This is a genomic window from Neobacillus sp. WH10 (genome assembly GCF_030123405.1).
Taxonomy (GTDB): Bacteria; Bacillota; Bacilli; order Bacillales; family Cytobacillaceae; genus Neobacillus.
Genome location: NZ_CP126110.1, coordinates 177,235 through 188,838, shown reverse-complemented (window position 1 = coordinate 188,838; position 11,604 = coordinate 177,235). Strand labels below are relative to the sequence as shown.

The following is an 11,604-nucleotide window of genomic DNA, read 5'->3' as shown; positions in this document are numbered from 1 at the left end:
TTTTACAGGCAGTTAATCTCCTATTTAACGTTTTTCAGTCTTTTAAAATCTTAAAATGACTTACTGATCGTTAATGCTGGATAAATACACCTTATACCTATTATAGGCATCTGGTTAAAAAAACAAATCACTCAAGTACGAGTGATTTGTTTTTATTGGGTTTCAGGCTGGTCAAAGATATTAATGACCTCTTGGGCCGTTCTTTTCATGTGATACCAAATCCAATCAAATACTTCATTCACTTCTTCAATTTGACCCGTTACGTGACCTGCCGAGGCTAAATATTTTTCGCCATTGATGACTGTTACATCACCTTGAATTTCACCTTCTATTTTCAATTTCCCATTGCGAACGATAACATCACCCTTGACTGTTTCTCCTTCAGGAACGATGACAGTATTATTTTTTACGATTAAGTTTTTTTGCTTCGAAACCGAAAACTCTCGATCTTGACTCCAAGTAGAAAATATACTACCCATCATTAAAATCAAGAAAACGGAAGCGGCTGCAAGCATAGGATGATTCTTAAACCAGCGCTGCATCCCAACCTTTTTCTTTTCTTTTGGCAGATGTGCCAAAACATTTGCCGTAAAATCGGCTGGAGCCTGCATATGTGAAATACTTTTTACAAAGGCAATGGTCTTTTTTAATTCACTAAAAATTGTTTCACATTCTTTACAGCTTTGGAGGTGTTCTCTTAATACTCTTTCCTTTTCAGGTTCAATTTCTTCGTCTAAATATTCATGCATTAGTTCGATGATTTGTTCTGGACACATTTATGGTTTCACCTCTTATCACACATATCGTAATTGTTGTCTTAATGCTTCTCGGCCACGGTGAATCCTTGTTTTTACCGTTCCGAGAGGCAAATCAAGAATTTCACTTATTTCATTTAAAGACAACTCTTCAATATATTTTAATACAATCGGAGAACGGTATTTTTCCGGTAACTTTAATATTTCCTTCTGTACAGTCTCATGCAGCTCTAAACTTTCTACTTCCGACTCCGGCAGCGGAGTATCGGAAGGAACCTGAGAATACATGGTTAACCCTTCTGTTCCCGCCACCTCTGCATCTAAATAATGATCTGGTTTCTTTTTTCGTATTCTATCAATACAAAGATTGGTTGCAATCCGAAAAAGCCATGTGGAGAATTTTAAATCCTGGTTAAACGAACGGATATTCACATAGGCACGGATAAACGCCTCCTGCGCCATGTCCTCTGCTTCATGCCGATTCCCAAGCATTCTGAAACATAGCTGATAGACACTATTTTTATATATTTCAACGATTTCACCATAGGCATCCTGATCGCCTTTGATGACTTGTTTTATTCTCTTTTTTACAATAGCTTCCATTAAATTTCCTCAGCTCCAATGCTGCTATACGATAATACGAATCGCTAGCAAAAAAGTTTCGTTTTGAACGAAAAAACTTCTCAATACCTATAATTTTAACAAAAATTTACTAAAGAAGGGTAAAATAAGTTTAAAGTTTTTCCAAAAGGAGATACAGTTAATAAAACGAGGAATGAGGCGGCATAAATGGGGACTCCTATTCCTGGATTAATGGAAGAAATAGAAAGTTGTCGAAACGAAATGGTCCGAATAGCATCTGAAACTTCATTAGCCAATCAGCTGGTACTTGAAACTAGCCGGAGACTGGATCATTTATTAAATAAATTATATCAATTTAAAAAGTAATGCAGCTGCATAGTTTAAGATGCAGCTGCTTTTTTTCTATAGGATCTACTGTTAAACATGTCTGTTAATATCCGCTCCAATCAACAGAGTGGCAAAATCAACAAGAGCTTTAACATAGCCTTTCTATAAAAGCTTTTCACCAAATAAAGAACCCATTAACCCAACTGCAATAGATGCTGTTTTATTCTTTTCATCTAAGATTGGGTTTACTTCCACAAATTCCGCTGAAGTAATAATGTTTGCCTCTTCAAGCATTTCCATTGCCAAATGGCTTTCCCGGTAGCTGATACCGCCCATCACAGGTGTGCCTACACCAGGACATTCGCTCGGGTCTAAACCATCTAAATCAAGTGATAAGTGAACTCCATCGGTTCTTTTCTTAAGATAAGTAATGGTTTCTTCCATTACTTTTGCCATCCCCATCCGGTCGATTTCATGCATCGTATATACTTTTATTCCTGTTTCTTTTATTAATAGTCTCTCACCGTCATCAAGACACCTAGCACCAATTATAACTACATTCTCAGGTTTAACCTTCGGAAAATAGCCCCCGATTTCCGTTAATTTTTTGTGGCCCAATCCTATGCTGCATGCTAATGGCATACCATGAATGTTTCCCGAAGGACTTGTCTCAGATGTGTTCAAATCTCCATGTGCATCATACCAAATGACCCCTAAGTTTTTATAGTGCTTTGAGACACCGGCTAATGTTCCTATAGCAATGCTATGATCACCACCAAGTACAAGTGGAAATGAACCTGATTGAACGGCCTCATCGACTTTTTCTGCAAGCATGGCGGTTTTTTCAGCAACTAAATCTAAATTTCGCAGATTAGAATCTTGATCTACCACAACTTCTGGTCTACCGACTGGAATATCTCCTAAATCATGAATTTCATCAAAAAGGGGCGAAAGTCGTTCGTTAATCCCCGCATAACGGATTGCACTCGGTCCCATATCTACCCCTCGCCTCATTTGGCCTAAATCCATCGGCATTCCAATAATCGAAAGCTTCTTACTCATCGTTCCCATTCCCCCTAACCCTTAATATCTATTATTTTAACCGCTTTCATCCAAATGACTCAACTCGACAAAACCGTGTATATATATGCGGAATATCTATCTTAGGGGTAATTTTGATTTATTACGAATGAGTTAGACCTAGTATTAGAAACTATTAAACTTATTATTTGAAACACTTTTCCGATATTAAGAAGCCCTTTTGTCCCCAATCGACCTTCTTAAAGACAAACCTTTCTGCTATATCTTCAAATCTGTATTTAATAGACCTTCATATGAACACATTTTTCTAGTAATCCACCTATTTTTTGCCTTCATCCTCCTTATGAAGGACTAATCTCTCCGGCATCCTTTCTTTTTTGGTCTTCATCCCCTTTATGAAGGACTAATCTCTCCGGCAATCCATCTTTTTTGGCCTTCATCCTCCTTATGAAGGACTAATCTCCCTGGCAATCCATCTTTTTTGGCCTTCATCCCCCTTATGAAGGACTAATCTCTCCAGCATCCTTTCTTTTTTGGTCTTCATCCCCCTTATGAAGGACTAATCTCCCTGGCAATCCATCTTTTTTGGCCTTCATCCTCCTTATGAAGAACTAATCGGCCTTATTGAAGACACTTTCCCTGTTCTAAGAAGCCGTTTTGTCTTCAATGTCTATATTTAAAGGAAGTTGAATTATAACTTTATATTTTTCAATAAAAAAAGCCTTAAATCAGCAATCTGATTTAAGGCAAATATGTAGTGTGATGGTGGAGCCTAGCGGGATCGAACCGCTGACCTCCTGCGTGCAAAGCAGGCGCTCTCCCAGCTGAGCTAAGGCCCCAATTAAACTGGAGCGGAAGACGGGATTCGAACCCGCGACCCCCACCTTGGCAAGGTGGTGTTCTACCACTGAACTACTTCCGCATATTCATACATAAAAACCCAAAGATTAAAATCAACTGGGTTTTTACTATATGAAAATATGAGCCATGAAGGACTCGAACCTTCGACCCTCTGATTAAAAGTCAGATGCTCTACCAACTGAGCTAATGGCTCATGGCTGGGCTAGCTGGATTTGAACCAACGCATGTCGCAGTCAAAGTGCGATGCCTTACCGCTTGGCTATAGCCCAATAAAGAAGTAATAATATCTAGTATGTCCAACATTTTAAAAAATATGAATGGTGGAGGGGGACGGATTCGAACCGCCGAACCCGGAGGGAGCGGATTTACAGTCCGCCGCGTTTAGCCACTTCGCTACCCCTCCACATAAAGTTGAACAACTCGTTTTTTCCTAAATACATTCGTGGATGCTTAAAATCCCTTATGGGAATTTTCGCATGCTTCCGTAGAAGTCTACTCAGGATGTAAGAAACATGGTGCCGGCGAGAGGACTTGAACCCCCAACCTACTGATTACAAGTCAGTTGCTCTACCAATTGAGCTACCCCGGCATTGTTAACGTAATAATATTATGGTGGAGGATGACGGGATCGAACCGCCGACCCTCTGCTTGTAAGGCAGATGCTCTCCCAGCTGAGCTAATCCTCCAAAATGGTGACCCCTACGGGATTCGAACCCGTGTTACCGCCGTGAAAGGGCGGTGTCTTAACCGCTTGACCAAGGGGCCGAATTTTATAAATATAGGTAAGCTTCCAAGCGGGCTCGAACCGCTGACCTCTTCCTTACCATGGAAGTGCTCTACCTACTGAGCTATGGAAGCATAGCTGATCTTCTTAGTTAGATAAAAATGGCTCCGCAGGTAGGACTCGAACCTACGACCGATCGGTTAACAGCCGATAGCTCTACCACTGAGCTACTGCGGAATAATATGATAACAGCCTGGCAACGTCCTACTCTCACAGGGGCAAAGCCCCAACTACCATCGGCGCTGAGAAGCTTAACTTCCGTGTTCGGTATGGGAACGGGTGTGACCTTCTCGCCATTATTGCCAGACTATTATTAGACACTATTTTATTATAATGTCTTTTTTGTTTTTTGCAAGAGAAATTTTTCATTCCCTCAAAACTAGATAATGCAGAAGAAGTGTGTAAAAACGAGTTCGCTTTAAAACTTGGTTAAGTCCTCGATCGATTAGTATCAGTCAGCTCCACATGTCGCCATGCTTCCACCTCTGACCTATCAACCTGATCATCTTTCAGGGATCTTACTAGCTTGACGCTATGGGAAATCTCATCTTGAGGGGGGCTTCATGCTTAGATGCTTTCAGCACTTATCCCGTCCGCACATAGCTACCCAGCGATGCCTTTGGCAAGACAACTGGTACACCAGCGGTGCGTCCATCCCGGTCCTCTCGTACTAAGGACAGCTCCTCTCAAATTTCCTGCGCCCACGACGGATAGGGACCGAACTGTCTCACGACGTTCTGAACCCAGCTCGCGTACCGCTTTAATGGGCGAACAGCCCAACCCTTGGGACCGACTACAGCCCCAGGATGCGATGAGCCGACATCGAGGTGCCAAACCTCCCCGTCGATGTGGACTCTTGGGGGAGATAAGCCTGTTATCCCCGGGGTAGCTTTTATCCGTTGAGCGATGGCCCTTCCATGCGGAACCACCGGATCACTAAGCCCGACTTTCGTCCCTGCTCGACTTGTAGGTCTCGCAGTCAAGCTCCCTTGTGCCTTTACACTCTACGAATGATTTCCAACCATTCTGAGGGAACCTTTGGGCGCCTCCGTTACTCTTTAGGAGGCGACCGCCCCAGTCAAACTGCCCACCTGACACTGTCTCCCACCCCGATAAGGGGTGCGGGTTAGAATTTCAATACAGCCAGGGTAGTATCCCACCGACGCCTCCACCGAAGCTAGCGCTCCGGTTTCTACGGCTCCTACCTATCCTGTACAAGCTGTACCAAAATTCAATATCAGGCTACAGTAAAGCTCCACGGGGTCTTTCCGTCCTGTCGCGGGTAACCTGCATCTTCACAGGTACTATAATTTCACCGAGTCTCTCGTTGAGACAGTGCCCAGATCGTTACGCCTTTCGTGCGGGTCGGAACTTACCCGACAAGGAATTTCGCTACCTTAGGACCGTTATAGTTACGGCCGCCGTTTACTGGGGCTTCGATTCAGAGCTTCGCTTGCGCTAACCCCTCCTCTTAACCTTCCAGCACCGGGCAGGCGTCAGCCCCTATACTTCGCCTTGCGGCTTCGCAGAGACCTGTGTTTTTGCTAAACAGTCGCCTGGGCCTATTCACTGCGGCTCTTCGAGGCTATGAACCCCAAAGAGCACCCCTTCTCCCGAAGTTACGGGGTCATTTTGCCGAGTTCCTTAACGAGAGTTCTCTCGCTCACCTTAGGATTCTCTCCTCGCCTACCTGTGTCGGTTTGCGGTACGGGCACCTTTTATCTCGCTAGAGGCTTTTCTTGGCAGTGTGGAATCAGGAACTTCGGTACTATATTTCCCTCGCTGTCACAGCTCAGCCTTTATGGTAAGCGGATTTTCCTACTTACCAGCCTAACTGCTTAGACGCGCATATCCAACAGCGCGCTTACCCTATCCTCCTGCGTCCCCCCATCACTCAAACGATAAAGAGGTGGTACAGGAATATCAACCTGTTGTCCATCGCCTACGCCTTTCGGCCTCGGCTTAGGTCCCGACTAACCCTGAGCGGACGAGCCTTCCTCAGGAAACCTTAGGCATACGGTGGATGAGATTCTCACTCATCTTTCGCTACTCATACCGGCATTCTCACTTCTAAGCGCTCCACCAGTCCTTACGGTCTAGCTTCAACGCCCTTAGAACGCTCTCCTACCACTGACACCTACGGTGTCAATCCACAGCTTCGGTGATACGTTTAGCCCCGGTACATTTTCGGCGCAGAGTCACTCGACCAGTGAGCTATTACGCACTCTTTAAATGGTGGCTGCTTCTAAGCCAACATCCTGGTTGTCTAAGCAACTCCACATCCTTTTCCACTTAACGTATACTTTGGGACCTTAGCTGGTGGTCTGGGCTGTTTCCCTTTTGACTACGGATCTTATCACTCGCAGTCTGACTCCCACGGATAAGTCTTTGGCATTCGGAGTTTGTCTGAATTCGGTAACCCGATGAGGGCCCCTAGTCCAAACAGTGCTCTACCTCCAAGACTCTAACTACGTGAGGCTAGCCCTAAAGCTATTTCGGAGAGAACCAGCTATCTCCAAGTTCGATTGGAATTTCTCCGCTACCCACACCTCATCCCCGCACTTTTCAACGTGCGTGGGTTCGGGCCTCCATCCAGTGTTACCTGGACTTCACCCTGGACATGGGTAGATCACCTGGTTTCGGGTCTACGACCACATACTCATTCGCCCTATTCAGACTCGCTTTCGCTGCGGCTCCGTCTCTTCAACTTAACCTTGCATGTAATCGTAACTCGCCGGTTCATTCTACAAAAGGCACGCTATCACCCATAAACGGGCTCTAACTACTTGTAGGCACACGGTTTCAGGAACTATTTCACTCCCCTTCCGGGGTGCTTTTCACCTTTCCCTCACGGTACTGGTTCACTATCGGTCACTAGGGAGTATTTAGCCTTGGGAGATGGTCCTCCCTGCTTCCGACCGGATTTCACGTGTCCGGCCGTACTCAGGATCCACTCAGGAGGGAACGAAGTTTCAACTACAGGGCTTTTACCTTCTATGACGGACCTTTCCAGGTCGCTTCATTTACCCCGTTCCTTTGTAACTCCATGTAGAGTGTCCTACAACCCCAAGAGGCAAGCCTCTTGGTTTGGGCTATGTCCCGTTTCGCTCGCCGCTACTCAGGGAATCGCGTTTGCTTTCTCTTCCTCCGGGTACTTAGATGTTTCAGTTCCCCGGGTATGCCTTCAATACCCTATGTATTCAGGTAAAGATACTGTTCCATTACGAACAGTGGGTTCCCCCATTCGGAAATCTCCGGATCAAAGCTTACTTACAGCTCCCCGAAGCATATCGGTGTTAGTCCCGTCCTTCATCGGCTCCTAGTGCCAAGGCATTCACCGTGCGCCCTTTCTAACTTAACCTAAAAGGTTTATTTCTCTATTAAAAATAGAGAGAAAACTAAAATGGCGATTACTCGATGTTTACTTTGCTTCTTCTTACGATTATCTAGTTTTCAAGGAACAAAAAAGTTTCGAGAGAATTGCTCCCTCAAAACTAAACAAACAGAAAACAATCAAACAAACTATTTTGTCTGGCTCATATGTCCAGCTTATATCCTTAGAAAGGAGGTGATCCAGCCGCACCTTCCGATACGGCTACCTTGTTACGACTTCACCCCAATCATCTGTCCCACCTTAGGCGGCTGGCTCCTTACGGTTACCCCACCGACTTCGGGTGTTACAAACTCTCGTGGTGTGACGGGCGGTGTGTACAAGGCCCGGGAACGTATTCACCGCGGCATGCTGATCCGCGATTACTAGCGATTCCGGCTTCATGTAGGCGAGTTGCAGCCTACAATCCGAACTGAGAATGGTTTTATGGGATTGGCTTAACCTTGCGGTTTCGCAGCCCTTTGTACCATCCATTGTAGCACGTGTGTAGCCCAGGTCATAAGGGGCATGATGATTTGACGTCATCCCCACCTTCCTCCGGTTTGTCACCGGCAGTCACCTTAGAGTGCCCAACTGAATGCTGGCAACTAAGATCAAGGGTTGCGCTCGTTGCGGGACTTAACCCAACATCTCACGACACGAGCTGACGACAACCATGCACCACCTGTCACTCTGTCCCCCGAAGGGGAACGTCCTATCTCTAGGATTGTCAGAGGATGTCAAGACCTGGTAAGGTTCTTCGCGTTGCTTCGAATTAAACCACATGCTCCACCGCTTGTGCGGGCCCCCGTCAATTCCTTTGAGTTTCAGCCTTGCGGCCGTACTCCCCAGGCGGAGTGCTTAATGCGTTAGCTGCAGCACTAAAGGGCGGAAACCCTCTAACACTTAGCACTCATCGTTTACGGCGTGGACTACCAGGGTATCTAATCCTGTTTGCTCCCCACGCTTTCGCGCCTCAGCGTCAGTTACAGACCAGAAAGCCGCCTTCGCCACTGGTGTTCCTCCACATCTCTACGCATTTCACCGCTACACGTGGAATTCCGCTTTCCTCTTCTGCACTCAAGTCCCCCAGTTTCCAATGACCCTCCACGGTTGAGCCGTGGGCTTTCACATCAGACTTAAAGGACCGCCTGCGCGCGCTTTACGCCCAATAATTCCGGACAACGCTTGCCACCTACGTATTACCGCGGCTGCTGGCACGTAGTTAGCCGTGGCTTTCTGGTTAGGTACCGTCAAGGTACCGGCAGTTACTCCGGTACTTGTTCTTCCCTAACAACAGAGCTTTACGACCCGAAGGCCTTCATCGCTCACGCGGCGTTGCTCCATCAGACTTTCGTCCATTGTGGAAGATTCCCTACTGCTGCCTCCCGTAGGAGTCTGGGCCGTGTCTCAGTCCCAGTGTGGCCGATCACCCTCTCAGGTCGGCTACGCATCGTCGCCTTGGTGAGCCGTTACCTCACCAACTAGCTAATGCGCCGCGGGCCCATCTGTAAGTGTCAGCCGAAACCGACTTTCAGCTTTTCCTCATGTAAGGAAAAGGATTATCCGGTATTAGCTCCGGTTTCCCGAAGTTATCCCAGTCTTACAGGCAGGTTGCCCACGTGTTACTCACCCGTCCGCCGCTAACCAACAGGAGCAAGCTCCTATTGATTCGCTCGACTTGCATGTATTAGGCACGCCGCCAGCGTTCGTCCTGAGCCAGGATCAAACTCTCCAAGAAAGTTGATTAGCTCATAAAATAAAACGTTGGCTTAGTTTCAATTGAAACTAATATTATTGTTTGTTGACGTTTTTGTTTGTTTAGTTTTCAAAGAACAATTTTATTCAATCGCCCAAAAGCGACTTTTTAAATATATCATCTGCCAATCGTAATGTCAACAACTTTTTTTAAGTGTTTTTTTTACTGTCAGCAGCGACGTTTATTACTATAACAAGATTATATATAGTTGTCAACGGATTTTTATAAAAAATTGTTGAAGTTCTTTTCTTACCCTTTCTTTCTGTCCCTCTTACATCTCCTCATATATTTTAAGCATTCATGAGGTGTTGCAACCCTTCTAAATAATGCAAAAAGAATTTTATATCTCTCCTCCATTGCTATTTTTACAATATGATCAATTCGTTCATCCTTTAAATCAAATAGTATTTCATCCATTTCTCTTTTGATAAGGTATTCCATTTCTTTTACTTCTTTCTCGTTTATTAGAAGTCCAAACATTGAATAACCTCCAGTAAAATTTCTAGTTATAGTAGTCTTTTCCAATTATTGAAATTTTATTATTTATTCTTTAATCATATTAATAAGAATTCAAACATAGGTATGAGACAAGGATAGTAGTGGACGAGGTGGGAAGGATGAATATCTTTTTTGTATTAAACGGGAAGGCTTTAAAGAACGTAATACTTATATTAATTGCTGCTTTTTTTACAGCTTGGTTTCTCTATATAGAGAACATGGCACAGATTACTGTTTTTTCAACCAAGGAGGGCTCTAAAGCTATTTATCGAGGTGAAAAAGATCTTGCACTTACATTTAATATTGGCTGGGGAGATGAAAAGGCAGAACCAATTTTAGATACATTAAAAAAGGAAAATGTTAAGTCGGCCACTTTCTTCCTAGCAGGATCTTGGGCAGAACGGCACCCCGACATTGTTAGTCGAATCGTAAAAGATGGTTATGAAATTGGGATTCTTGGTTACGATTATGTGGATTACCAGGATTCAGAAGATGGTCAAATCGCTAAAGATATATCAAAAGCACAAGAATCCTTTAAAAAGCTTAATGTTAAAGATATAAAGCTTTTACGTGCACCAACAGGGCATTTCGATGAGCGCACCTTAAAAATAGCCAAAAGATATGGATATACAGTTGTCCATTGGAAAATTGATTCAAAGGATTGGCAAAATCCAGGGGTTGGAAAAATCGTAGAAAATGTAAAAAAGGCAGATAATGGCGATATTATTCTTCTTCATGCATCCGATTCAGCTAAACAAACAGCAAAAGCATTGCCGCTGATTTTGGCTGATATTCGTAATAAAGGTTTAAAGCTAGTGTCGGTTTCAGAAATGATCGCAAACGGAGACGTCCAATCAAAAGAAATTAAGTAAGAATAAGAAAAAAAACCGTCAACTCAATTAGATGGACGGTTTTTTGTTCATTTTTTTATTATTAATTGTTTTTCCTTCTTTTTGCTTTAAGCGTTGCTGTCTTTCCTGCTCAGATTGTGCATTTAATTTATGAAGGATTAATATTTGGTAAGCATTGCAAGCCATTAAGGCAAACGCCATTAAATAGAACCAGTTCTCAGCATTTTCCCGTAAAACAGGTACCCACTCCACTAATGTGACGACAATCATAAAGAATACAGCAGGAATAAACGCTTCTCGGTTGGTTTCTTTGCTTTTTAGCCATGCTACTGCTAGCCCGACTACCAATAGAAGAAGAGCTGGAACCAAATAAGGAAGAATAGAATCACCCGTTTTAGCAAAGTTTGTATAACGTAAATAAACGAGATCAAATAAGCCAAAAAGAATAAGGACAATTTGAACAGCATTCCATAAGGAAACCGATTTAAAGATACCTAATCCAAAACGGTGGATCGTTAAATATGCAAAAAAGCCCATTTGGCTGATAACACTAAAGAGAAAACCCATTACCATTAACCAGACGATTGCCGAAATAATATCCAATATTTTAAAATCAACAAAAAAAGGCTGCAACTCATGCCAGCGTACAAATAATCCCACAATAACTGTCGTGACCCCGCCAACTAATAATGTATTCTTAAACAGTTTTACCAAATTTCGGCTTGTCACAATAGAAACCCCCAAAGTATCAAAGTAATTCCATACTGATTGTACCA

Annotated in this window: 7 protein-coding genes, 10 tRNA genes and 3 rRNA genes; 2 read left to right on the top strand and 18 right to left on the bottom strand. The window is 43.9% G+C overall.

What is annotated here, in order from left to right; genetic code table 11:
• Nucleotides 1-152: 152 nt before the first annotated feature.
• On the bottom strand, nt 153-776 hold the full coding sequence (gene rsiW / locus QNH20_RS01040) for an anti-sigma-W factor RsiW (protein WP_283921104.1): 624 nt from the start codon (nt 774-776) through the stop codon (nt 153-155).
• A gap of 18 nt (nt 777-794) precedes the next feature.
• The gene (gene sigW / locus QNH20_RS01035) at nt 795-1,358 is read right to left on the bottom strand and encodes an RNA polymerase sigma factor SigW (RefSeq protein WP_283921103.1); all 564 of its coding nucleotides are present in this window, start codon (nt 1,356-1,358) and stop codon (nt 795-797) included.
• 186 nt (nt 1,359-1,544) lie between these two features.
• Between sigW and QNH20_RS01030 the strand changes: the two genes are divergently transcribed.
• Nucleotides 1,545-1,703 (top strand): aspartyl-phosphate phosphatase Spo0E family protein, encoded by a 159-nt coding sequence (locus tag QNH20_RS01030; protein ID WP_283921102.1) that lies wholly within the window; start codon nt 1,545-1,547, stop codon nt 1,701-1,703.
• Nucleotides 1,704-1,826: 123 nt separating this feature from the next.
• Here the strand turns inward: QNH20_RS01030 and rocF are convergent, their stop codons facing one another.
• The 15 genes from rocF to QNH20_RS00955 form a co-directional block, all read right to left on the bottom strand.
• Nucleotides 1,827-2,726 (bottom strand): arginase, encoded by a 900-nt coding sequence (gene rocF, locus QNH20_RS01025; protein ID WP_283921101.1) that lies wholly within the window; start codon nt 2,724-2,726, stop codon nt 1,827-1,829.
• Nucleotides 2,727-3,468: 742 nt separating this feature from the next.
• Nucleotides 3,469-3,544: transfer RNA gene (locus tag QNH20_RS01020), tRNA-Ala, on the bottom strand.
• An 8-nt stretch (nt 3,545-3,552) separates the two neighbouring features.
• Nucleotides 3,553-3,627, bottom strand: a tRNA-Gly gene (locus QNH20_RS01015).
• A gap of 59 nt (nt 3,628-3,686) precedes the next feature.
• Nucleotides 3,687-3,759: transfer RNA gene (locus QNH20_RS01010), tRNA-Lys, on the bottom strand.
• A gap of 1 nt (nt 3,760) precedes the next feature.
• Nucleotides 3,761-3,835 (bottom strand) — tRNA-Gln (locus QNH20_RS01005).
• A gap of 49 nt (nt 3,836-3,884) precedes the next feature.
• Nucleotides 3,885-3,969, bottom strand: a tRNA-Tyr gene (locus QNH20_RS01000).
• 110 nt (nt 3,970-4,079) lie between these two features.
• Nucleotides 4,080-4,155 (bottom strand) — tRNA-Thr (locus QNH20_RS00995).
• Nucleotides 4,156-4,176: 21 nt separating this feature from the next.
• Nucleotides 4,177-4,252, bottom strand: a tRNA-Val gene (locus QNH20_RS00990).
• Between the two features lie 4 nt (nt 4,253-4,256).
• A tRNA-Glu gene (locus QNH20_RS00985) sits at nt 4,257-4,331 on the bottom strand.
• 20 nt (nt 4,332-4,351) lie between these two features.
• Nucleotides 4,352-4,424, bottom strand: a tRNA-Thr gene (locus tag QNH20_RS00980).
• Nucleotides 4,425-4,452: 28 nt separating this feature from the next.
• Nucleotides 4,453-4,527, bottom strand: a tRNA-Asn gene (locus tag QNH20_RS00975).
• 14 nt (nt 4,528-4,541) lie between these two features.
• A 5S ribosomal RNA gene (gene rrf, locus QNH20_RS00970) occupies nt 4,542-4,657 on the bottom strand.
• A 118-nt stretch (nt 4,658-4,775) separates the two neighbouring features.
• A 23S ribosomal RNA gene (locus tag QNH20_RS00965) occupies nt 4,776-7,711 on the bottom strand.
• A gap of 200 nt (nt 7,712-7,911) precedes the next feature.
• Nucleotides 7,912-9,461 (bottom strand): 16S ribosomal RNA (locus QNH20_RS00960).
• The 16S, 23S and 5S rRNA genes sit together here with 10 tRNA genes alongside, the layout of an rRNA operon.
• Before the next feature lie 267 nt (nt 9,462-9,728).
• Nucleotides 9,729-9,959, bottom strand: coding sequence for a hypothetical protein (locus QNH20_RS00955; RefSeq protein ID WP_283921100.1), 231 nt, complete (start codon nt 9,957-9,959; stop codon nt 9,729-9,731).
• 137 nt (nt 9,960-10,096) lie between these two features.
• Between QNH20_RS00955 and pdaB the strand changes: the two genes are divergently transcribed.
• A complete protein-coding gene (pdaB, locus tag QNH20_RS00950) occupies nt 10,097-10,849 on the top strand; it encodes a polysaccharide deacetylase family sporulation protein PdaB (protein ID WP_283921099.1) in 753 nt (250 codons plus the stop codon).
• A gap of 27 nt (nt 10,850-10,876) precedes the next feature.
• On the opposite strand, the gene QNH20_RS00945 is transcribed toward pdaB, so the two are convergent.
• Entirely contained in the window at nt 10,877-11,557 is a 681-nt protein-coding gene (locus tag QNH20_RS00945; RefSeq protein WP_283921098.1) for a KinB-signaling pathway activation protein, read from the bottom strand.
• Nucleotides 11,558-11,604 lie beyond the last annotated feature (47 nt).

Excerpts from the sequence above, each read along its gene's own strand:
- rsiW (WP_283921104.1), bottom strand. The coding sequence starts at position 776 with ATGTGTCCAGAACAAATCATCGAACTAATGCATGAATATTTAGACGAA.
- sigW (WP_283921103.1), bottom strand. The coding sequence starts at position 1,358 with ATGGAAGCTATTGTAAAAAAGAGAATAAAACAAGTCATCAAAGGCGAT.
- QNH20_RS01030 (WP_283921102.1), top strand. The coding sequence starts at position 1,545 with ATGGGGACTCCTATTCCTGGATTAATGGAAGAAATAGAAAGTTGTCGA.
- rocF (WP_283921101.1), bottom strand. The coding sequence starts at position 2,726 with ATGAGTAAGAAGCTTTCGATTATTGGAATGCCGATGGATTTAGGCCAA.
- QNH20_RS00955 (WP_283921100.1), bottom strand. The coding sequence starts at position 9,959 with ATGTTTGGACTTCTAATAAACGAGAAAGAAGTAAAAGAAATGGAATAC.
- pdaB (WP_283921099.1), top strand. The coding sequence starts at position 10,097 with ATGAATATCTTTTTTGTATTAAACGGGAAGGCTTTAAAGAACGTAATA.